At 61.8% G+C, this 22,072-nt stretch carries 23 protein-coding genes; 12 read left to right on the top strand and 11 right to left on the bottom strand.

Annotated features, from left to right (window positions below; genetic code table 11):
* Positions 1-275 precede the first annotated feature (275 nt).
* The 3 genes from adh to J2045_RS20840 all read right to left on the bottom strand — a co-directional run bounded on the left by adh (position 276) and on the right by J2045_RS20840 (position 5,127).
* Complete coding sequence (adh, locus tag J2045_RS20830; protein ID WP_307376657.1) at positions 276-1,790, bottom strand: aldehyde dehydrogenase; 1,515 nt, start codon at positions 1,788-1,790, stop codon at positions 276-278.
* A 135-nt stretch (positions 1,791-1,925) separates the two neighbouring features.
* On the bottom strand, positions 1,926-2,882 hold the full coding sequence (locus J2045_RS20835) for a helix-turn-helix domain-containing protein (RefSeq protein ID WP_307376659.1): 957 nt from the start codon (positions 2,880-2,882) through the stop codon (positions 1,926-1,928).
* A 148-nt stretch (positions 2,883-3,030) separates the two neighbouring features.
* On the bottom strand, positions 3,031-5,127 hold the full coding sequence (locus J2045_RS20840) for a putative bifunctional diguanylate cyclase/phosphodiesterase (protein WP_307376661.1): 2,097 nt from the start codon (positions 5,125-5,127) through the stop codon (positions 3,031-3,033).
* Between the two features lie 296 nt (positions 5,128-5,423).
* Here J2045_RS20840 and J2045_RS20845 point away from each other — a divergent pair, with 296 nt between their 5' ends.
* From J2045_RS20845 to prmB, 5 genes are all read left to right on the top strand, one after another.
* The gene (locus J2045_RS20845; RefSeq protein ID WP_307376664.1) at positions 5,424-6,020 is read left to right on the top strand and encodes a 50S ribosomal protein L25/general stress protein Ctc; all 597 of its coding nucleotides are present in this window, start codon (positions 5,424-5,426) and stop codon (positions 6,018-6,020) included.
* Between the two features lie 207 nt (positions 6,021-6,227).
* Positions 6,228-8,606: an EAL domain-containing protein gene (locus J2045_RS20850; RefSeq protein WP_307376666.1), complete on the top strand. Its 2,379-nt coding sequence runs from the start codon at positions 6,228-6,230 to the stop codon at positions 8,604-8,606.
* A 24-nt stretch (positions 8,607-8,630) separates the two neighbouring features.
* A complete protein-coding gene (locus tag J2045_RS20855) occupies positions 8,631-9,371 on the top strand; it encodes a substrate-binding periplasmic protein (RefSeq protein ID WP_307376668.1) in 741 nt (246 codons plus the stop codon).
* Positions 9,372-9,449: 78 nt separating this feature from the next.
* Positions 9,450-10,175 (top strand): aminoacyl-tRNA hydrolase, encoded by a 726-nt coding sequence (gene pth, locus J2045_RS20860; protein WP_307376672.1) that lies wholly within the window; start codon positions 9,450-9,452, stop codon positions 10,173-10,175.
* Positions 10,176-10,243: 68 nt separating this feature from the next.
* Complete coding sequence (prmB, locus tag J2045_RS20865) at positions 10,244-11,173, top strand: 50S ribosomal protein L3 N(5)-glutamine methyltransferase (RefSeq protein ID WP_307376675.1); 930 nt, start codon at positions 10,244-10,246, stop codon at positions 11,171-11,173.
* 10 nt (positions 11,174-11,183) lie between these two features.
* Here prmB and J2045_RS20870 read toward each other — a convergent pair whose 3' ends face one another.
* The 3 genes from J2045_RS20870 to clpS form a co-directional block, all read right to left on the bottom strand.
* A complete protein-coding gene (locus J2045_RS20870; RefSeq protein WP_307376678.1) occupies positions 11,184-11,582 on the bottom strand; it encodes a hypothetical protein in 399 nt (132 codons plus the stop codon).
* A 121-nt stretch (positions 11,583-11,703) separates the two neighbouring features.
* On the bottom strand, positions 11,704-12,111 hold the full coding sequence (locus J2045_RS20875; protein ID WP_307376681.1) for a hypothetical protein: 408 nt from the start codon (positions 12,109-12,111) through the stop codon (positions 11,704-11,706).
* 5 nt (positions 12,112-12,116) lie between these two features.
* Positions 12,117-12,425 (bottom strand): ATP-dependent Clp protease adapter ClpS, encoded by a 309-nt coding sequence (clpS, locus tag J2045_RS20880; protein WP_307376684.1) that lies wholly within the window; start codon positions 12,423-12,425, stop codon positions 12,117-12,119.
* Between the two features lie 109 nt (positions 12,426-12,534).
* Here clpS and ychF point away from each other — a divergent pair, with 109 nt between their 5' ends.
* Positions 12,535-13,638 carry a redox-regulated ATPase YchF gene (gene ychF / locus J2045_RS20885; protein ID WP_307376686.1) on the top strand — a complete coding sequence of 368 codons (1,104 nt, stop codon included), beginning with the start codon at positions 12,535-12,537 and terminating at the stop codon, positions 13,636-13,638.
* A 67-nt stretch (positions 13,639-13,705) separates the two neighbouring features.
* Here ychF and J2045_RS20890 read toward each other — a convergent pair whose 3' ends face one another.
* Positions 13,706-14,698, bottom strand: a complete 993-nt coding sequence (locus J2045_RS20890; protein WP_307376688.1) for an SLAC1 anion channel family protein — start codon at positions 14,696-14,698, stop codon at positions 13,706-13,708.
* A 316-nt stretch (positions 14,699-15,014) separates the two neighbouring features.
* Between J2045_RS20890 and J2045_RS20895 the strand changes: the two genes are divergently transcribed.
* Positions 15,015-16,463 carry a hypothetical protein gene (locus J2045_RS20895; RefSeq protein ID WP_307376691.1) on the top strand — a complete coding sequence of 483 codons (1,449 nt, stop codon included), beginning with the start codon at positions 15,015-15,017 and terminating at the stop codon, positions 16,461-16,463.
* 70 nt (positions 16,464-16,533) lie between these two features.
* Here the strand turns inward: J2045_RS20895 and J2045_RS20900 are convergent, their stop codons facing one another.
* On the bottom strand, positions 16,534-16,740 hold the full coding sequence (locus J2045_RS20900) for a YgaP family membrane protein (protein ID WP_307376694.1): 207 nt from the start codon (positions 16,738-16,740) through the stop codon (positions 16,534-16,536).
* 90 nt (positions 16,741-16,830) lie between these two features.
* Positions 16,831-17,493 (bottom strand): Crp/Fnr family transcriptional regulator, encoded by a 663-nt coding sequence (locus tag J2045_RS20905; RefSeq protein WP_307376697.1) that lies wholly within the window; start codon positions 17,491-17,493, stop codon positions 16,831-16,833.
* A 65-nt stretch (positions 17,494-17,558) separates the two neighbouring features.
* Between J2045_RS20905 and J2045_RS20910 the strand changes: the two genes are divergently transcribed.
* Genes J2045_RS20910 through J2045_RS20930 form a run of 5 tightly spaced genes read left to right on the top strand, consistent with a single transcriptional unit; the run spans position 17,559 to position 20,470 of the window.
* Positions 17,559-18,029 carry a MaoC family dehydratase gene (locus J2045_RS20910; protein WP_307376700.1) on the top strand — a complete coding sequence of 157 codons (471 nt, stop codon included), beginning with the start codon at positions 17,559-17,561 and terminating at the stop codon, positions 18,027-18,029.
* A complete protein-coding gene (locus J2045_RS20915; protein ID WP_307376703.1) occupies positions 18,026-18,514 on the top strand; it encodes a MaoC/PaaZ C-terminal domain-containing protein in 489 nt (162 codons plus the stop codon). Before J2045_RS20910 ends, J2045_RS20915 begins: the two co-directional genes overlap by 4 nt.
* Positions 18,511-18,987, top strand: coding sequence for a glutathione peroxidase (locus J2045_RS20920; protein WP_307376706.1), 477 nt, complete (start codon positions 18,511-18,513; stop codon positions 18,985-18,987). Before J2045_RS20915 ends, J2045_RS20920 begins: the two co-directional genes overlap by 4 nt.
* A gap of 6 nt (positions 18,988-18,993) precedes the next feature.
* A complete protein-coding gene (locus J2045_RS20925; RefSeq protein WP_307376709.1) occupies positions 18,994-19,821 on the top strand; it encodes an AraC family transcriptional regulator in 828 nt (275 codons plus the stop codon).
* A gap of 40 nt (positions 19,822-19,861) precedes the next feature.
* Positions 19,862-20,470 carry a LysE family translocator gene (locus tag J2045_RS20930; protein WP_307376712.1) on the top strand — a complete coding sequence of 203 codons (609 nt, stop codon included), beginning with the start codon at positions 19,862-19,864 and terminating at the stop codon, positions 20,468-20,470.
* A gap of 50 nt (positions 20,471-20,520) precedes the next feature.
* Here J2045_RS20930 and J2045_RS20935 read toward each other — a convergent pair whose 3' ends face one another.
* Complete coding sequence (locus tag J2045_RS20935) at positions 20,521-21,066, bottom strand: adenine phosphoribosyltransferase (RefSeq protein WP_166603270.1); 546 nt, start codon at positions 21,064-21,066, stop codon at positions 20,521-20,523.
* A gap of 119 nt (positions 21,067-21,185) precedes the next feature.
* The gene (locus J2045_RS20940) at positions 21,186-22,061 is read right to left on the bottom strand and encodes a cytochrome c1 (protein WP_307376715.1); all 876 of its coding nucleotides are present in this window, start codon (positions 22,059-22,061) and stop codon (positions 21,186-21,188) included.
* Positions 22,062-22,072: the final 11 nt, after the last annotated feature.

The raw sequence follows: 22,072 nt of genomic DNA on the forward strand, positions 1-22,072 counted from the left end.
GCCACGATGCGCAAACTGCTCACCATCCTCAACGCCATCATCCGGGACGAAAAACCATGGCAAAACGCTTGACTGCCAAGACAGTCGCTCTCCCCGCGAGCGGAGAGAGGGTTAGGGGGAGGGATTGATCAGAGGTGTTGTCAGCGAAGCACCCTCCCCTTAAGGGGGAGGGTCGGCACGCAGTGCCGGGGTGGGGTGACCCGTTCGGCGTCAAAACGATCACCCCCACCCGCAGCTTCGCTGCGACCTCCCCCCTCAAGGGGGAGGTGCGGATCTCAGAAGAAACCCAATGCCTTCGGGCTATAGCTGACCAGCATGTTCTTGGTCTGCTGGTAGTGATCGAGCATCATCTTGTGCGTCTCGCGTCCGATGCCCGACTGTTTGTAGCCACCGAAGGCGGCATGCGCCGGATAGGCGTGGTAGCAATTGGTCCACACACGACCGGCCTGGATGTTGCGGCCGAAGTGGTAGCAGGTATTGGCATCGCGGCTCCACACGCCGGCGCCGAGGCCGTAAAGCGTGTCATTGGCGATTTCGAGTGCCTCTGCCTCGTCCTTGAAGGTGGTTACGGATACGACAGGACCAAAGATCTCTTCCTGGAACACCCGCATCTTATTGTGACCACGGAAGACCGTCGGCTTGACGTAGTAACCGCCCGAGAGATCGCCGCCCAGTTCGTTGCGATAGCCGCCGGTCAGAACCTCGGCGCCTTCCTGTTTGCCGATGTCGATATAGGACAGGATCTTTTCGAGCTGTTCGGAAGAGGCCTGCGCGCCGATCATCGTCGACATGGCAAGCGGATCGCCCTGGATCACGGCCTCGACACGCTTGATCGCCTTCTCCATGAAGCGGTCATAGATCTTCTCATGCACCAGCGCGCGGCTCGGGCAGGTGCAAACCTCGCCCTGATTGAGCGCGAACATCGCAAAACCTTCCAGCGCCTTGTCGAGATAGTCGTCGTCCTCGCGCATAACGTCTTCAAAGAAGATGTTCGGCGATTTGCCGCCAAGCTCCAACGTCACCGGGATGAGGTTCTGGCTGGCATATTGCATGATCAGACGACCGGTCGAGGTCTCGCCGGTAAAGGCGATCTTGGCAATCCGCGGGCTGGTCGCGAGCGGCTTGCCTGCTTCCAGACCAAAGCCATTGACGATGTTGAGCACACCCGGCGGAAGCAGATCGCCGATCAGTTCGGCCAGCACCAGGATCGAGGCCGGGGTCTGCTCGGCCGGCTTCAGCACCACGCAGTTGCCGGCAGCCAGCGCCGGGGCCACCTTCCAGGCCGCCATCAGGATCGGGAAATTCCACGGAATGATCTGGCCGACGACGCCGAGCGGCTCGTGGAAATGATAGGCGATCGTGTCATGGTCGACCTCGCCGATCGTGCCTTCCTGAGAGCGCACGCAGGCGGCGAAGTAGCGGAAGTGGTCGATGGCCAGCGGAATATCGGCCACCATGGTCTCGCGCAGCGGCTTGCCATTGTCCCAGGTCTCGGCCCGCGCCAGAAGCTCGAGATTGGCTTCCATCCGGTCGGCGACCCGGTTCAGGATATTGGCGCGTTCGGTCGCGGAAGTGCGGCCCCACTTGTCCTTGGCGGCATGCGCTGCATCGAGCGCGAGATTGATATCAGCTTCATCCGAACGGGCGATGTCGCAGAGCTTGCCGCCAGTCACCGGTGTGGTGTTTGCGAAATAGCGCCCGTTCACGGGCTCGCGGAATTCACCGCCGATGAAGTTGCCGTATTTCAGCTTGAACGGCGAAGCCGCGATCGTCTGGACCTGAATGTTCATCTGTCATCCTCCCTGTGAAGGGACCCCTCCTCGGGTCCCGATGACAGGATGATTGCTGCCTTCTCTCTTCAGGAACAGTGCCGCGAAACAGTGCTGCAGCGCACAGTGTTTCAGTCTTGCGACACATGTGGGAGATCAGTGCAGCTGGAAGCGCTTCATCTTCCGGTGCAGCGTCGCCCGGCTGATGCCGAGGATCTGGGCGGCCTGCGAGACATTGCCATTGGCCCGAGACAGCACGCGACGCAGCGCCGCACGCTCGGCATCATCGAGATCGCTTGTACTCTCGCCCCGCGTCTCGCGCAGCGCATCGGCAGCGGGCATCCCCTGCGCGATCAAACCGTCATCAAGCTTCAGAGTGAGCCGGGCGGCCTTGGTGGCACCCAGGATCAGGTCGTCGGCATCGACCGCGATCAGCGCCGACAGCGAATTGGCTTGCGGCACCACGACGATCCGCGCGCCAGCATAGGCCTGACGGAACAGGTTGCTCTCCACCCGCGCAGCGGCATCGCGCACCGCCTGCGACAGAACCGCCAGCGTCATGTCGGAGACATCGTTGCGGCATGTGGACACGTCGAGGGCCGCCGTAACGCGACCGAGATGATCGCGGATCGGTGCGGTGGCACAGGACAGCTCGATATTGGCGCTCATGAAATGCTGGTCGCGATGGATGACGACCGCGCGTTCATCGGCCAGTGCCGTGCCGATGCCGTTGGTCCCGACACTCGCCTCGCTCCACAGCGTCTGCTGCCAGAGGCCCAGCGCCCGAAACTCGACATCATCCCCCGGCGCACCACGCCGGTCGACCACGATGCCGCTATGATCCGCGAGAATGATGCAGCAGCCCGACCGTCCAACCATTTGATAGAGCCGGTCCACCTCGTCCGCAGAGCTGCCGATCAACCGCTCCATGCGCTCCCGCGCCTCGCGGAAGGTCGCCTCGTCCACCTGAGCGGGCTTGCGCGCCTCTTCCGGCTGCAAACGATAGAGGTTGAGACAACGACTCCAGGATGCGGCGACCGGTGAGGTCACCGCCGCCGACGCCTTCTGCGTCGTCGAATAGACGAGATCGGAATGTCTGAGATCCTGACGCATCGGCTCCTCCCAAAGCACAGTGAGCAGTATGCGCCTTCTGCCGACCTTGGCAATCGGCCAATCGGACGAGGCGCACAGCCCCCAGCAACGAGGCGGAGGCCGAGTGGCGCAATTCTGCGACACTTCACAGGACAAAAGTGCCGGATGCTCAGGCCGCCAGCCCGGACCTCTTCGGCGCAGCGGGTGTTGTGTCGGCTGCAGGCTCCGCAGCTTCAGCATCCACGACCGGATTGACCACGTCCTGCAGATCAGAAATTGGAGCCGGGCGACCGTAGAAATAGCCCTGCACCTGTTCACAGCCCTCGTCCTGCAGGAACCTCAGATGTTCGGCACTCTCCACCCCCTCCGCCAGCACGGGGATGTCGAGGCTCTGCGCCAGAATGAGCGTCGAGCGAACGATCGCCGCCGACTGGCGGCTTTCGACGACGCTGTCGATGAAGCCCCGATCGATCTTGATTTTGTCGAAGGGGAAGAGCTGCAAAGTCGACAGCGAGGAATATCCGGTACCGTAGTCATCCATGGCAATCTTGACGCCGAGCGCTTTGAGTTGCCGGATGATCGAGAGCGCATGCTGCTGGTCGGCGATGATGCCCGATTCGGTGATCTCCAGTTCCAGCCGCTCCGGGGCAAGGCCGGTTTCGGCAAGAATCTCGCGGATCCGCTGTGGAAGATTGGCATTGGCGAGCTGCTTCGGCGCGACATTGACGGCAATGCGCAGCGGATTGCGCCACTGGACAGCCTCAGCGCAGGCCTGGCGCAACACCCAGTCGCCGAGATCCATGATAAAGCCGGTGCGCTCTGCAATCGGAATGAACTCGACCGGCGAGACCATGCCACGGCGGGGATGCCGCCAGCGCAGCAACACCTCGAAACCGATCACCTCGCCCGTCATCGTATTGTTCTGCTTCTGGAAATACAGTTCGAACTCACCTCGGTCAAAGCCGGTGCGCATGTCCATCGCCAGCGCACTGCGCTCCCGTGCAACCTGGTCCATCGACTGGTCGTAGAAGCAGACCTGGTTCGACCCCATGGACTTGGCCCGGTACATGGCGATATCCGCCTGCGCCAGCAGATCATCGATCGTGCCGGCACCGTCGGGGAAAACCGAAATCCCGATGCTGGCGCCGATGCCGAGTGTCACGTCCTCCCAGGCGATCGGCTCACCGAGATCGCGGATGATCCGCGTCGCCATCTGCTCGGCCTCGGAATGGGTGAAGACGCGCGAGGTGACAGCAATGAACTCGTCTCCGCCGATGCGCGCAACGAACTCGCCCTCGCGCAGCCTGCGTCCCATCCGTTCGGCAGCCACCCGCAAAACATGGTCACCCGCGGCATGACCATGCACATCGTTGACTTCCTTGAACCGGTCGAGGTCGAAGCAGAGCATGTAGATGCGCTCGGTCCTGTTCACGGGTGCCTCCATCATGTGGCCAAGCCGCTCGACGAAGGCGCTCCGGTTCGGAAGTCCCGTCAGGGCGTCATGCAACGACAGCTGACGATAGCGCTCGACCGCAGAGCGGGTCGACTGCCGGTCGATGACATAGGTCATTGAGCCGATCGACAGGATCAGCACGGTCACCAGCATCAGCACGACGGTCAGAACGCTTTCCGGCAGCATGTGATCAGGCAGTGCAGCCGAAGGATCCGGCACCACGGTCACGGCCGTCATGCCGATGAAATGGGTGGAGGCAATCGCAAGGACGAGGGCCACGCCGCCGCCATAGCGGCAGAATCGGGTAACGGGACGGGCAACACGGTTGGTGGCCAGCGCCCCGAAGGCAGCCCCGGCGACCAGCGACCAGACGACATAAGATGCGTTCCATTCCAGGTACCCCTGCACCTGATAGCCAGCCATGCCGACATAATGCATGGCGGCAATCCCGGCGCCGACGATCGCACCACCGGCCTCGATCAGCAGGCTGCGCTGCGTCATCGCTGCGATCAGCAAGCCGATCCCGGTAGCGGTGATGGCCAGCAACAGGGAGGTGAGTGTCGCCGCCGGCTCATAGCCCGCGAGCACATCGGCCTCGTATCCCATCATCGCGACGAAATGCGTGGTCCAGATGGACGCCCCACCGATCACGCTGGTCAGAGAAATCCAGCTCGCCCGTGCCACACCCCGCGTGTTGCGCACCCGCCCGAAGAGCCGCATGGTCAGGAGGGAGCCGAGAACACAGACGGTGACGGCAGCAATCAGAGAAAGCGGGTCGTGTTCGACAGCGATACAGGTAAGGATTTCGAGCATGAAGTTCGCCCATATTGCAAAGACAGTACTGATTTAGCATCGGGCAATTTCAAAGGGCTTGACCGGAATGGTTAGCAATTCGCCTCCGCACCCGCTGGAACCCAGAAAGCGATCACAAACGCGTAATCATGGTCCACAGCCCGGAAATCCTTGCCATTCCGCATCATCTGGTCTATAGGCGCCCGATCCGCACAGACACCCTTGGAGGCAATGTGGATGGGACCGGCAACGGTCTCCGGTTCTGGCATGACCAAGATGTGTCGCCAGGGCTCTCCAGTAACTTGAAAGGTAAAGCCATGAGCCACGCTTCTTACGAGCTCAAGGCCGTAGCACGCGAACGGGTAGGTAAGGGGTCCTCCCGCGAACTTCGCCGCAACGGTTTGATTCCGGCTGTCATCTATGGTGACAAGCAGGCCCCGATTTCGATCTCGATCAACACCAACGAGATCACCAAGCGCATCCACGCCGGCGGTTTCATGACCACCGTCGCCATCATCGACATCGATGGCCAGAAGATCAGCGTTCTGCCGAAGGACTACCAGCTCGACGTCGTTCGTGACTTCACGATGCATGTCGACTTCCTGCGCATCTCGGCCGACAGCAAGGTCACCGTCGAAGTTCCGGTTCACTTCATCAACGAAGAGAAGTCGGCCATCAAGACCGGCGCCGTTCTCAACATCGTTCGTCACGAAGTTGAACTGCACTGCCCGGCTTCCGACATCCCGGAATTCCTGACCGTTGACCTCGCTGGCCTGAAGGTCGGCGACAGCGTGCACATCTCGGCTGTCAAGCTTCCGGCTGGCACCACACCGGTCATCGGCGATCGCGATTTCACCATCGCCACGATCGTTGCTCCGGCTGGCGGCATGGCTGACGAGGCTGCTGAAGCCTGATCGTTCCGATCAGTCGCATCGATTGGAACCCACCCTCACGAGGGTGGGTTTTTTCGTATCCGCGTTTACACGCAAAGGTCGAATTCGACCATGTTCCTTTAGTTAGATTTAAAGTATTTCGTGAAAGCCTTCGCCTCTCAATTCTTGCGTGAGGGAGCCCCAGAGGATCATGCCGCATCATCCAGAGCCGCGTGAGGCCAACTGCTGATGACCCGCTCCGTCGAGAGCCGTTTCCTTGCAATCGTGGGGATCACGATCTCGATTCTCGTGGTGCCGCTCTTTGCGCTGTTCCTGTCTTTGGCAACCGAACGCGCCTCCAGCGAGTTGCAACAAAATCTCGAAATTCTGATTGCCGCCAATGCCCAGGCGCTTGCCAAGCCGCTCTGGGATTTCGACCAGGAAAGCGTCGAGCAGATCACCGCCACGATCGTGTCCAACGCGACGGTCAGCCGCGTCAATGTCAAGGACATGTCCGGCGGCATCGCCGTTTCCATGCCGGCCCTGCCCAAATGGCCGAAGAACGGACTGGAATCGATCAGCCGCGAGATCTTCTATCGCGCCGTCGAAGGCCCCAAGCTCGTCGGCACCATCACCATCTACTACAGCCGCATCGACATGTTCTCCTCCCTGCGCCAGGCAGAGGTCATGCTGATTGGCATCTTCATGCTGGCGGTGATGGGCGTCGTCGGCGCAGCCGTGGCCGGCAACCGGTTGATGGTCATGAAGCCGCTCCTCAAGCTGACGGCCGCCATCGAGGCGACGCGCCGGCTCGGCTCCCGCCATCATGTCGACTGGCAGTCGAACGACGAGATCGGTCGGCTCGCCCGCAGCTTCAATGCCATGCAGATCAAGCTTGAGCAGGAAGAAGGGGAATTGCGCCTCGCCCATCGCCGGTCGACCGACATCTACAACACGACGCCCGCCATGCTGTTCTCGCTCGACGAGGAAGATCGCATTACCGGGGTCAGCGACTACTGGCTCGTCGCCACCGGCTACCAGCGCCACGAGATCATCGGGCGCAAGTTCATCGAGTTGGTTCCGACCGAGGCGCGCGCCGATTACCTGGAAGGCAAGAAGACCCGTTCCATCGCCGACGTACTTGAGGCCACGACACGCTTTGCCTGCGCCGACGGCACAGTCATGGACGTGCTGATCGCCGAGGCCGATCGCAAGATCGAAGGCGCCGAGGAGGATCTGTCGCTCAGCGTCATGACGGATGTAACGGCGCTGAAGCAGTCGGAAGAGCGCAACCATCGTCAGGCGATCACCGATCATCTGACGGGTCTGCGCAACCGCAAGGGCTTCGAGACGGCGCTCGACGGCGAGATTGCTGCGACAGATGCCGCCGGCGAGGAACTCGCCTGCATCTTCGTTGACCTCGACCGCTTCAAGTGGATCAACGACAATCTCGGCCATCAGGCCGGTGACCTCGTGCTCTGCCGTTTCGTCGAGCGCATGAAGGAACGCCTTCCCAAGGGCGCGGTTGCAGCCCGCCTCGGCGGAGATGAGTTCGCGGTCTTGCTGCGCGGGCGCAATATCGAAACGGTGGCGACCGAACTCAGCCACAGCCTCTGCGACATCTTCGTTGAACCGATGGCCATCGAAAGCTCCACGGTTCGCCTCAGCGCCAGTATCGGGATTGCCCTCTATCCCCGCCATGCCGCCAATGCCGCCGAACTGCTGCAGAAATCCGACATGGCGATGTACAGCAAGAAGCGCGATGGCAAGAACGGCGCCCAGCTCTACGACCCGCAGATCCAGGATCACACCCGCCGCCGCGCCGAAATCGAGCGCGACATCGAAGAAGGCCTGGCCGAGGACTGGTTCGACGCCTTCTTCCAGCCGATCGTTGAAGTGGGCACTGGCCGTACGGTCGGCTACGAGGCCCTGATGCGCCTCGTCCACCCCGAGCGCGGCATCGTGCCACCTGCGGAGCTCATCGGTGTCGCCGAGGAAACCGGCGCGATCAGTCGGCTCGGCGGCCAGGTGCTTGAAAAGGCCCTGTCGAACCTCGCCCGCCTGAGCGCCATGACCGGTGACCACGATGCCTATCTGGCAGTGAACTTCTCGCCGCTTCAGTTCGACGCCTCCCTGCCCGTCCGGCTCGCCGCCCTCTCCGCGCATTTCGACATCGCACCGAGCCGGATCGTCATCGAGATCACCGAGGCGACGCTCCTGCACGACAATCCGCAGATCCGCACGATCCTCGACGAGTTCAACCACCACGGCTATCGCCTGGCCCTCGACGATTTCGGCACGGGTTACTCGTCGCTCAGCTACCTCAACCGTTTTCCTGTCGACATCGTCAAGATCGACCAGTCCTTCATCCGCTCGCTGACGGAGGACGAGCCGGAACTGCGCCACAAGAGCCGCATGCTCGTCGAGGGCATCACTGCAATCTCGCACAAGATGCAGTGCACCGTGGTCGCCGAAGGCATTGAGACCGAGGAGCAGCGCCACATCCTGGAGGAGTTCGGCGTCGACTATGGCCAGGGCTATCACTTCGCCCGACCGCAGGCGCTTTCGGCTCTGATTGAACAGGCATCCGCCAAGCCGGCTCGCCGAGCGAAGCTATCCGCCGGCTGACATCAATAGAGAGAGGGAACCGCAATGAAAGTCTTGAGCCTTATACTTTCACTTGCGGCGGCCCCGGTCGCCGCCGCAGACATCGTCCACTTCACGACGGAAGACTACCCGCCCTACAACTTCAGGGTCGGCAGCGAAATCCGCGGCGCCGGCTATGATCAGGTCCTTCTGATGATGGAGGAGCTCAAGATCCCCTATACCCTGGAGATGATGCCTTGGGCCCGGGCCATCGCGCTGGCGCAGAGCGAGCCGATGCATTGCGTCTTTACAACTGCCCATATCCCAGAGCGCGACAAGCTGTTCAGATGGGTGGAACCGATTGCCGTCGGCCGCAACTTCATGGTCGCCCACAAGGGGTCGGGCATCAAGGTTGCAAACATAGAGGAAGCCAAGACCTACATCGTCGGCACCCAGCGCAACGACTACACCCAGACGCTGCTGGAAAACGAAGGCTTCTCCAAGATCGATCTCGCCACCGACCTGAAGCTCACTCTGAAGAAATTGCAGAGCAAGCGCATCGACCTGATGCCGATCTCAGAACAGCATTACATGGAGCTCCAGGAAAAGGGTGAGGAACTGGAAGCGCAGTTCGTCTTCTCGGAGCAGAAATTCGCCATCGCCTGCAACGCGAATTTCCCTGAGGATCTCCTTGCCCGCATGCAGGGCGCACTCGACAAGCTGATCGCCGACGGCACCCAGGCCGAGATCTTCGAGACCTACAATCTGCGCTACTCGAACTTCGGGATGATCGCCGCCAAACCCTGACGGCTCAGACATCAGTCTTGACTTTCGTGCCGTTTCGCTGTCCGGAAAGGCAAAGAACCTCAAGACGGATCTCGGGCAATGATCATCCTGGCCGGCCTCGGCAATCCCGGTGCGCAATATCAGAAGAACCGGCACAATATCGGCTTCATGGCTGTGGACGCGATCCAGCGCCGCCACGGCTTTTCGCCGTGGGCGAAGAAGTTCAAGGCGGAGATCTCCGAGGGAACACTCGCCGGCGAAAAGGTTATGCTGATCAAGCCGCAGACCTTCATGAACCTCTCGGGCGAAAGCGTCGGCGAGGCCATGCGCTTCTACAAGCTTGGGCCCGAAGACATCGTCGCAATCTATGACGAACTCGATCTCCTGCCCGGCAAGGCCCGCATCAAGACCGGCGGCGGCCATGGCGGCCACAACGGGATCAAGTCGATCGACGCCCATTGCGGCCTGAACTACCGGCGCCTGCGCCTCGGCATCGGCCATCCCGGCGACAAGTCCAAAGTCCACAACCACGTGCTCGGCGATTTTGCCAAGCTGGACGCCGAATGGCTCGATCCGCTGCTCGAAGCGCTCGCCGACAATGCCGAGATGCTGGTGCGTGGTGAGGATTCGCAGCTGATGAACAAGCTGGCGCTGGCAACCGGGGCCAAGGCCGAGGACGAGAAGCCGGCCAAGGCACCCAAGGCACCCAAACCCGCCCAGTCCCACATCCACCAGGCCCGCAATTTCAACCAGCCGAAGAAGCTTCCCGAGACCGGCCCCATGGCCGAGAAGCTGAAGAAGATGTTCGGTCCCAAGGGCGACTGACACCGATCTTGTCGGGCACCTCCCCTGCCCGGCTTACAAATCCCGCGCAAAACGACCGGAAGACGACCATGAGCCACGACATCACCACCGACCTCGTCACCCTGCGCGACTACTGGCGTTATGCCATCTCCCGCTTCAATGCTGCGGAACTGAGCTATGGCCACGGCACCCATACCGCCGTCGATGATGCCGCCTTCCTCGTGCTCGACAGCCTTGATCTCCCGATCGACACGCTCGATCCCTTCCTCGATGCAAAGCTGCTCCCCGCCGAGCGCCGCCTGCTCGCCGACCGCATCGAGACACGCGTCGCGACCCGCAAGCCCTCGGCCTATCTCACCGGCCGCTCCTACATCCAGGGCATGCGCTTCTTCGTCGACGAGCGCGTGATCGTGCCGCGCTCGCATATCGGCGAGATCCTGTTCAACGAATATGGCGGCGAATTCGGCTCCACCTTCCTGCCCGATCCCTTCGCGGTCGAAAGCGTCGTCGACATCTGCACCGGCTCCGGCTGCCTCGCCATCCTCGCCTCGAAATTCTTCCCGCACGCATCGGTGGATGCCGTGGATCTCTCCGCCTATGCGCTGGAGGTTGCGGAAAAGAATCGCCAGGCCTATGGCCTCGAAGACCAGCTGACGCTGCACCAGGGCGATCTCTTTGCGCCACTGTCAGGCCGGAAGTTCGACCTCATTATCACCAACCCGCCCTATGTCGACCACGAAGCCATGGACGCCTTCCCGGCCGAATACCGCGCCGAACCCGCCATGGCCCATGACGGCGGCGAAGACGGCCTCGACCTCGTCCGCACGCTGCTCATTGAGGCCCCGAAGCACCTCAATCCCGGCGGCGGCATGCTCTGCGAAATCGGCCGCGGTCGCGACATCCTCGAAGCCGAATTCCCCGACCTCGATTTCCTCTGGGTCGAGACGACGGAAGAAGAAGACGCGGTGTTCTGGATCTCGGCGGAAGCGCTCGGCGTGAAGGCGAAGAAGGGCAAGTGAGGCGCAAGCCTCACCAGGTGAAGGTTTCGACCCGATACCAGAAGAGATCGACGAGTGCGGCAAGCCCCCAGTCTATAAAGTAGGCAGCAAGCCGTGATGCGTCCCGCCCCAAAAGCAGGATGAGAAAGCCGCTGAACATGGCCCAGCCAACCGCAAGCCGCAGATTGTGCAGGCTGTCGAGACGATAATAGCCCGCCTCGTCATATTCGGTCTTGAAGATCAGGTCGTGCCAACTGAAGCCGTCGCTGATGGCAAGATCCATCATCGGCCGATCCGACAGCCGATCCGGCAGGATGTTGAAAACGGCGCGCACCACATGGCCGATTGCGCCCATGATCGCAAAGATCCCGACCGCCACGACATAGTGCCAGGTAGCCGCCTCGGGGAGTGTCTGCAGGTCAGGACTCATGGCCAAAGTCTATGCCCGCACACGTAATCAATTGGTTTCGGCTTCTCGTGACACACGGGATGGCATAGGCTGAGAGCCACCCCTCCCCGGCCCGACCGAAACTGGAGAGCCGCCAACACCCTTAAGGTCGTGCTGCCAACGCAGCTCTGAGGGTCTCGCCCGCATGTGTCTCGAACCAACGAAGCATGTCAGACATCCCGACTGCTTCTCCCGTACCGGGCTTCGCGCCACAGAGCTCAGCACACGCAGCAGCCATCGCGGTCATAACTCGGGCAGTCTCCGGCACATAGGCGAGATCGTCATTGGCTTCATGACGCTTGCGGATGATGGCGTAACGCATGGTCTCCGGATAGGTCCATGCGCTCGTCAGCACATCCTGTACGCTGACGGCCTGCCCGTTGACGACAGTCGTCGCACCGCGATCGGTCTCACGATACCCAGCAGTCTCGACCTCTTCGCAGAAGTCGATGGAAGCCAGCATCATCCGCCTGACAAGAGCCCAGTCGGTCTGCGCAGATGCATTCGCCATATCGCTCACTCCTCCGGTTCAGCCGTAAACAACAGCGGCATGCCCGCTTCCTTGGCCAGGTCCATGGCTTCCGTCACCTTCGTCTCGGCAATCTCGCGCGTGCAGACCACGACCACCGCCGAGCCGAACTTGTGCGCCGTCATCATGACGCGGTAGCCCGTCTCCTCGCTCATCCGGAACACGACCTTCAAGACGATCGTAACGAAGTCGCGCGGCGTGTAGTCGTCATTGTGCAGCAGCACCTTGTAGAGCCGGGGCTTTTCCAGCTTCGGCTTGGTCACCGTCTTCGGCGTCAGCACCGTATCCTTCGCCATGATTCCTCCGGCAACTGCGGCACTCAATGCCCGCAACACTTGACCCTGCCCCTCCTATACCCCATAGGCGTGGGCAACGAAAATCCATCCCGAGCAGGTATTCAGAGCCATGGGCTTCAAATGCGGTATCGTCGGGCTTCCGAATGTCGGCAAGTCCACCCTCTTCAACGCGCTGACCAAGACGGCCGCCGCCCAGGCAGCCAACTATCCCTTCTGCACGATCGAGCCGAACACCGGTGAAGTGGCCGTTCCCGATCCGCGCATGAAGAAGCTGGCCGACATCGCCGGCTCGAAGGAAATCATCCCGACCCGCATCTCCTTCGTCGACATCGCCGGCCTCGTGCGCGGCGCGTCCAAGGGTGAAGGCCTCGGCAACAAGTTCCTCGCCAACATCCGCGAAGTCGATGCCGTGGTCCACGTGCTGCGCTGCTTCGAAGACGATGACATCACCCATGTCGAAGGCAAGATCGACCCGGTCGGTGACGCCGACACCATCGAGACCGAGCTGATGCTCGCCGACCTCGAAAGCCTGGAACGCCGCGTCGAACAGACCCGCAAGCGGGCCGCCTCCAAGGACAAGGAATCGACCGCCCAGCTGCCGATCATGGAGCAGGTGGTGAAGCTCCTCAACGAAGGCAAGCCAGCCCGCCTTCTCCTGAAGACGCTTGCCCCCGACGAGATCGAGATCCTCAAGGGCCTCAACCTCCTTACCTCGCATCCGGTCCTCTATGTCTGCAACGTCGCCGAAGGTGACGCCGCAACCGGCAACAAGCACACCGAAGCCGTCGCCAAGATGGCAACGGAACAGGGTGCGGAATGCGTCATCATCTCGGCTGCCATCGAAGCCGAAGTGGCCCAGCTGCCGGAAGAGGAAGCCACCGAATTCCTCTCCGCACTCGGCCTCGACGAAGCCGGCCTCGACCGCCTGATCCGCGCCGGTTACCATCTGCTGGATCTGATCACCTATTTCACCGTCGGTCCGAAGGAATGCCGCGCCTGGACCATCGTCCGCGGCACCAAGGCGCCCCAAGCCGCCGGCGTGATCCACACCGATTTCGAACGCGGCTTCATCCGCGCCTTCACCATTTCCTATGACGACTACATCGCCTTCAAGGGCGAAGTCGGCGCCAAGGAAGCCGGCAAGGGCCGAGACGAAGGCAAGGAATATGTCGTGCATGACGGCGACGTCATCCACTTCCGCTTCAACACCTGATCCCAAGATTTCCAGATTCTAAAAAGGGCGCCTGCGGCAAGCACGGCGCCCTTTTCTATGCCTGCTCTCACTCCGGCAGGAACAGATGGCCGGCGAAGAAGGCCTTGAGCGTGGCTGCAAACACCAGCGTCACGACGACCGTGATAAAGGCGACAAGCAGCCAGAGCGCCGGCTCCATCAGCGGGAATGGATGCGCATGCGCCGCCTTCATGCTCGCGGTGACAAAGGCAGCACTCGGGAACGTATAGCCCCACCAGGACATGGCGAAGGGCACGCTGCGAAACTTCGACATCATCAGCAGCATGACGGCAGCGACAAGCACGGCATAGCCATAGATGGCAAGCGGCCCCGGCCCGAAGCCATCAGTCAGGAGTGCCAGCGCCAGGCTGCCTACGGCCGGCGGCGCAAGCAGGATGACAAGCGTCGGCCACATCTTGGCCGGCAGGATCGGGCCGGTCGAGATCCGGTAGAGGATCAGCGGCTGCACGATCACCCAGAGCAGCGCACCCAGCCCGAACAGCATCCAGGACACGGTGATGAAGCCCAGCTTGGCTCCGATGACAGGTGCGAGCACATTGCCGACCAGCGGCAGCAGCAGAGGCGGTGTGAGCGTGGCTGCCTCGCGCGGACTGACGAGAAGTCCGCGCACGATATAGGCCCCGATCGTCAGATGAATGGCGACCGCCACACCCCAGATCACCGCAGCAAGATCGAAAGAATAGGGCAAAAATCCACCGGCAATGATCATCAGGCCGATCGACAGCCCCCCGGCAAAGGCACTGCGGATCGGATGTTTGAGATCCGAAACCAGCGCCTCGGGATGACGCAGGACCCGCAGGGCATGACCGATGAAGATGATGCACCAGAAGACACCGGTCGCCAGCATCAGCCCCTCGCCGATCACAGCCGGCGCACCCAGCATGACAGAGGCCTCCCGCCAGGTCATGGCGAGACCGCCAAGCCCCATCGGCACGGCAAAAAGTGGCAGCGGAAGATGGCGCAAGCCCGGAGCCGTTTCGGACGGCACAAGAGCCGGAGAGGAATGCTGAATGCTGGTCATGAAAATCTCGTCAAACAGGGAAACAGGGCAAAGCGGCACGCCGCCCCACCCTGATCGTTTTATCCTATACTCAGATCTTCATCATCGGGCAGCTGGAAATGCAGAAATCGAATAAACGGGGCAGCTCGCCATCAGCAAGGTTGCCAGAAGCACGCCCCTTTTTAGGCCGAAGTCTGGCCAGGCAAGCCAGCAAGGGCCGCGACGAAGGCGAGCAACATGTCGTCCACGACGGGTGACGTCATCTACTTCCGCTTCAACACCTGATCGCGTTTACTGCCCTGAACGCAACCCCGGAGCGGTTTGATTCGGAGGCTAGATGAACCAGAGACTGAAGCGCATCGGCCTGGCTGCCTGCCTGATCCTGCCGCTCGCGGGATGGGCAGATGCTGCGGCCGAGGAAACGGTACCAGCTGAAGCCCTCAAGAAGGCCTTTGACGCCTTGCTTCCGCTCGGAGGCGAGCTCGCGCGTTTCGTCACCGTCAAACAGACGTGGCGGGGCTACGAATACGAGGTGCGCGTCGATCCGCCTCTCCTTTTTCGGGAACTCGCGCATACCGGCCTGACCGTCTCTGGCCTTGACCCCTTCATTCTGAATTTCACGCGACAGCCCGCAGGGACCTGGGGCTTCGAGCAATACGGTTCCTACGACATCAAGGCTCAACTCGGCAGCGGCCCCTCCGCACCACGCTTGATCTACAGGGCTGCAACGACTGCGACGGAGGCGCAACTTTCGGACGATTTACGCACCCAGCCACAGCTCAAGTCCACCATCAGCGACCTTGAGGTCTCCCTCTGGACGGAGCGTAGCTTCCGCTCGCGCACGGTCGGCACTTTGTATCTTGATCAGACGATGAAGGACGTGACGCCAGAGCACGCCGATCTGGAGATCAACACCACTGAATTGCGAGTGAGAGATGGCGATCGGCTCGGAGAGATATCCGCAAGGAAGATGACCACCAAAGTGGTGGCAACGGATGCTCGCTATCGCGCCGTACAGGACCTCTTTGCCGAATGGCTTTCGCTTGTGCAAGGCAAGCAGGAAGCTGCTGCGATCGCAGATCAGCTACGTCCCGGCCTGCAGGCCCTCATGCCGATTGCGGCGGAGCTGAAACAAACCGGCTCCATTGAGGACGCGATATGGGCAGTAGACGGATGGGAAATGGGCGTCGACAATCTTGGCTACAGCCTGGAAGCCTCGAATCTCGCCACGGAGCCCACCATCCACACAGAAGTGAACGTCTCAGGGATCGATACGAGAGGGCGGCTGACGCCCAGCATGGCCAAGCTTGTACCCGAACGGGCCAAGCTGTCTTTCACCATTGATGGGCTGAACTTCCAGAAGCCGTGGGAATACATCGTCGACGGCGCCAATTTCGGTGCGAGACAGTGGCTGAACGAAAACCAGCGACAGCTGGCGATCAATTATCTCGTCCCGAAACGCACGGTCGATGTGACGGTAGATGAGCTCGAGCTTGAAACAGCGCTCTATCAGGTGACGGCGACAGGAACGATGAGCGTTGACCGCAACGGCGCGCGACCATCCTTCGCTCTCAGGATAACGACAGCTGACCTTGATCCGCTTGTGAAGTACCTGCAGGAGAATACCAAGCGCTTCCCGCAGTTCGGCCAATATGCGTTCTTCGCCCTGATGGCACAGGGCTTCGCCGGCAGGACGGCAGACGGGGCAATGTCTTGGGATGTCGTGTTGGACGCAGATGGTCGCCTCACGATCAACGGCCGCGACTTCGCGCCGCCCCGGTTGTGAAAGCAACCCGCGACTGAAGCCGGCGGCCACCGGGAAACACCCGAAGGGCCGCCGATCTCACAGTCTGACCTCAGGCCCGCTTCACCGGGCAGGTCGAGAGTCCGAAAATCGAATAGAGCGGGCAGGTCGACATCAGGCCGGTTGCAAGCGGCACCACGCCGATCAGCGTGTAATAGCGCCACCAGGCACCCGGATAGATGAAGAAGAGCGACAGCAGCGCGAGGCCCGCGACGATTCTCAGGATGCGATCGATGGAGCCGACATTCTTGGCAAACATGGTCTTTCCCTCCGTTTGGTTTGACAATGGGGCCAGACTAGCGGTGTCGCACTCAGCCGTCGGTGACTTAGTCACGGGCTTTGCGAAGTCTTAACCCTCTCCCATCCTTGCCATCCGGGCGAGTTCCTTGCGCGCGATGATCCGGATCTGCCCGCGCTCGTTGGAGAGCACGCCCTTCGAGGCCAGCGCCTCCAGCCGTCGGGAGATCACCTCGCGCGCAGTGCCGATGATGACGGCGAGTTCCTGATGCGTCAGGGAGACCTGCCCCGCCTCGTCAGCCCGCTCCACCAGTGCATGGGCCAGCCGCTGCTCGACCTTGACGAAGGCCACCTGCTCCAGCACGAACATCAGATCACCGAGACGGTCGGCAAAGGCCTTGAAGACAAACCCGCGAAAGGCAGCCGATTCCGCCATCAGCCGTTCGAAGACATCAGGCGGCACCATGACGACAACCAGGTCGCTCTCGGCAATCGCCTCGCCACTATAGGGCGCACCGCCGAGCACGCCGAGTGTCGTCTGCACGCAGGTCTCTCCCGGCGTGACCGCATAGAGCAACAATTCGCGCCCGTTGCGCCCGGTGAGATAGACACCAATCCGCCCCGAGAGCAAGACGACGAAACTCCGGGCCTGGTCACCGGGCCTGAACAGCGTCGCGCGGTGGGGCACATGGACAGGTGTCAACCCCTCCAGCACATGCCTGGCATCGGCATCCAATGACGCCAGAAAGCCCGTCTCATCGACCCAAGCCGCCATGGACCACCTCCCGATTTCCGCTTATGAACCATAATCACAGACAACGGCATGGGAGAACAGCGCGCATGCAGCCTGACAGGCTTCACTACGAGGATTTCACACAAGGCCGCCAGTTCGAACTCGGACCGCGGACCGTGACGGCCGAGGAAATCATCGACTTCGCCAGTGAGTTCGATCCCCAGCCCATGCATCTCTCCGAAGAGGCCGGCAAGCAGAGCATCCTCGGCGGCCTCTCCGCCTCCGGCTGGCATACATCGAGCCTGTTCATGCGCATGATGATCGACGCCTATGTGCTCAAAGCCGCCTCGGAGGGAGCCCCCGGCATCGAATTCATGCAATGGCGCAAACCGGTGCTCGCCGGCGACACGCTGTCCGGCCGCTCGGTTGTCGAGGAAGCTCGCCCGATGCGCTCGCGTCCGCATCTCGGAATCGTCACCTTTGGCCACGAACTCCGCAATCAACGCGGCGAACTGGTTCTTTCCGCCCGCAACGCCGTCATGGTCCGCCGCCGCGAGAGCGTGGAGGCCGGCGCATGAAGATGCTCGACCTCTATCCCGCCGGCACCCGGCTCGAACTCGGCAGCGTCACCTTTACCGCCGACGACATCATCCGCTTTGCCGAGAAGTTCGATCCCCAGCCCTTCCATGTCGATGCCGAGGCGGCGAAGGCCTATGTCTTTGGCGCGCTCTGCGCCTCTGGCTGGCACACCTGCGCCAACTGGATGAAGAGCTTCATCACCTTCTGGGGCAAGGAGAGCGACCGCCTGCACGCCGATGGCATCGCGCCGCCGAAGCTCGGCCCCTCCCCCGGTTTCGCCGAACTGCAGTGGCTGAAACCCGTCTTTGTCGGCCATACGATCACCTATTTCATGACGCCGCTGGAAAGCCGCAATGTAAAGGGACGCCTGCACTACATCCTGAATTCCGCCCTCTCCGAGGGTGTCAACCAGCACGGCGAGACCGTGCTGCGCTTCAGAAGCCAGATGATCGAATTCTTCCCCGACGAGGAGCAACCAGCATGAGCGTCCACGACTTTACCATGAGCACCATCGACGGCACGGCAAAACCGCTGTCTGACTATGCTGGCAAGGTCCTGCTGATCGTCAACACGGCCAGCGCCTGTGGCCTTACCCCGCAATACGAGGGCCTGGAAGCCCTCTACAAGGCCAATCCGGATCTCGTCGTGCTTGGCTTCCCCTGCAACCAGTTCGGCGCCCAGGAACCTGGCACCGAAAAGGAAATCGCCCTCTTCTGCGAGACCCAGTTCGCTGTGACCTTTCCGCTCTTCGCCAAGATCGAGGTCAATGGCGAAGGCAGCGATCCGCTCTACGCCTATCTGAAGGCACAGACGCCCGGCGCCGAACAGGGCGCTGAGATCGGCTGGAACTTCGCCAAGTTCCTGGTCGGTCGCAACGGCAAGCCGATCGCCCGTTATGCGCCGCGCACGGCGCCGTCTGACATCGCAGCCGACATTGCCAGCGCCATCGCCGGCTGACGCGCCATGACCGGTTTCCGCTTCCATCCGACACCTTTGGCCGGCCTGGAAGCGGTTTCGGCAACAAGCGCCCATGTCTTTCCCAAGCACACACACGACACCTATGGCATCGGTTTCCTCTCTGCCGGAGGTCAGATCTCGGCCTCCGGACGTGGTCAGGTGCAGGCAGAGGCCGGTCAACTGATCACGGTCAATCCCGGCGAGGTGCATGACGGCGCGCCGATCGGGCAGACGCCGCGCAGCTGGCACATGCTCTATCTGACACCGGCCCTCGCAGCCGAGAGCGTCAGCGATCTCGTATCGACCTCGGCAGATCTCGAATTCGAACATCCGGTCTTCGTCGATCCTTCGGTCCGCACCGTGCTGGGATCGCTTCACCATCGCCTGGAGACCGCTGAGGGAAGCGAGGTTACCGAGAGCTTTCGCGAAGCCCTCATCCTCCTCCTCGGCAGGACGCTGACCCGCCGCAGGGGCGCCCCGGCTCCCATGCCCGCATCCCTGCAGCGGGTGCGCGAGCGCCTCGACGATGACCCGGCAAGCCCGGCGGACCTCAAGGACCTCGCCCGTGACGCCGGCCTCAGCCGCTACCAGCTGATCCGCTCCTTCCTGCGCCACACGGGCCTGACGCCGCACGCCTATCTGATGCAGCGCCGGGCACTCCTGAGCCGCAGCCTGCTTGCGACCGGCCTTGCACCGGCCGAAGTGGCCGCGGCCTGCGGCTATGTCGACCAGAGCCACATGCACCGCGAATTCCGTCGCCGCTTTGGCCTGACGCCCGGTGCTTATCGAAGCGCCCGTATCTGCCGCAATCCTGTACAAGACGGACGTGCCTGAGCCTCCCATGGTTGCCCTGCCAAAAAGCAGGAGACCTCCGATGACCCTCGACTTCCTTCTGACCACCCTGATCATCGTCGCCACACCCGGAACCGGCGCACTCTACACGCTGGCCGCAGCCCTGGGCGGTGGCCGGCGTGATGCGCTTGTCGCCGCCTTCGGCTGCACGCTCGGCATCATCCCGCACATGCTGGCCGCAGCCCTCGGCCTCGCCGCGCTCGTCGCCGCCGAGCCGCGCCTCTTCGAGGCGATCCGCTATGCCGGCATTGCCTATCTCGTCTGGATGGCGGTCGGCCTCTGGAGAAGCGGACTGGCGGGGGATATGACAGCCGAACCGAAACAGCGTGCCTCACGGATCATCCGCAAGGCGGTGCTGATCAACCTTCTGAATCCCAAGCTCTCGCTCTTCTTCCTGGCCTTCCTGCCGCAATTCGTCGATCCGGCAGATGCCCGTCCGCTCGCCACCATGGCGACCTTGAGCCTCGTCTTCATGGCCGTGACCTTCGTCGTCTTCGCGATCTACGGACTTGCAGCTGCCAGCATGCGACAGCGGCTCGTCACGCGCCCTGACAGGATGCGTGTCGTCAACCGGCTGCTCTCGGCAGGCTTTCTGCTGATGGCGGGAAGACTGGCGCTGGCACAAAGGTAGCACGCCAGAAAAGCGATCGACCGGGGGGATCCCCGGTCGCCGGAAGGAGCTCAGTGCCCCTCGAATTCCACAAGCGTGCGAACCTCGACGCCAAGCGCCTCCAGCTTCTTGCGGCCACCGAGTTCCGGCAGATCGATGACAAAGCAAGCCGAGACGACATCGGCCCCGATCTGGCGGAGCAGCTGAACTGCACCGACAGCCGTGCCGCCGGTGGCGATCAGGTCGTCGACCAGGATCACCTTCTCGCCGGGCTTGACCGCGTCCATGTGGATCTCCATCTCGTCCACGCCATATTCCAGGCTGTAGGCAATCCGCACGGTCTCATGCGGCAGCTTCCCCTTCTTGCGGATCGGCACGAAGCCGGCAGACAGCTGATGCGCGACGGCACCGCCCAGGATGAAGCCACGCGCTTCCATGCCGGCGATCTTGTCGACCTTGAGCCCCACATAGGGTTGAACAAGCTCATCCACCGCGCGCCGAAACGCCCGCGCGTCCCCAAGCAGTGTGGTGATGTCGCGGAAGATGATCCCGGGCTTCGGATAGTCGGGAATCGAGCGGATCGAGCTGAGGAGGTAGTTCTGGCTTTCGGGCGTCATGTATCATCCGATTGAGAGCGGAAGGGAGTTGCAAGGGACTGTACCAAGATTGGTATGGTCCCCCAACAAAAAAAGGCGATCCGAAGACCGCCTTTTCCGTGAAACGTGATCCCAGGGGATCAGTGTTCCTTGTTCGCGTAGACCGACTTCTTCGTCAGGTAGATCAGCGCGGTGAAGATCGCCAGGAACACCATGACCATGAAGCCCATGCGCTTGCGATCTTCGAGATGCGGCTCGGCGGCCCACATCAGGAAGGCGGACACGTCGAGCGAATACTGCTCCAGCGTTTCCGGCGCGCCATCATCGTAGGTCACCTGACCGTCAGACAGCGGCGCTGCCATGGCGAGCGACTGGCCAGCGATGAAGTACGGGTTGAAGTGCGTACCTTCGGCAACCTCGATGCCTTCCGGCGGCTCCTGGTACCCCGTCAGAAGCGCATGGATATAATCCGGACCGCCCTGCTGATACTGGGTGAAGATGTCGAAGACGAAGGTCGGGAAACCGCGGGTGACGCCACGGGCCTTCGCGATCAGCGAAAAGTCCGGCGGAGCCGCACCGTTGTTGGCAGCCGCAGCAGCTTCCTTGTTCGGGAACGGCGACGGGAAGCGATCAGACGGAACCGCTGCACGGGTGAACATTTCACCGTCCGCATTCGGACCGTCGGTCACTTCATAGTTCGCAGCAAAGGCCTTCACCTGCGCCTCGGAGTAACCCAGGTCTTCCAGCGTGCGGAAGGCAACCAGGCTCATCGAGTGACAGGCGGCACAGACTTCGGTGAAAACCTTCAGGCCGCGCTGCAACTGGCCCTTGTCATATTTGCCGAACGGGCCGGCAAACGACCAGTCCATCTGCTCGGGCTTCAGGATCGGGTAGTGACCGGTCTGCGCAGCATGATGCGTCATCTCGGCCAGGTCGCCACCTTCCGCCGCCAGCGCCTGACCGGAGAACCCGGCCAAGGCGGCGATCAGCGCAATGCTCGTGACAAGCTTTTTCATTTTATCTTCCT

The sequence above is a fragment of the Peteryoungia aggregata LMG 23059 genome, assembly GCF_030814435.1.
Taxonomy (GTDB): Bacteria; Pseudomonadota; Alphaproteobacteria; order Rhizobiales; family Rhizobiaceae; genus Allorhizobium; species Allorhizobium aggregatum.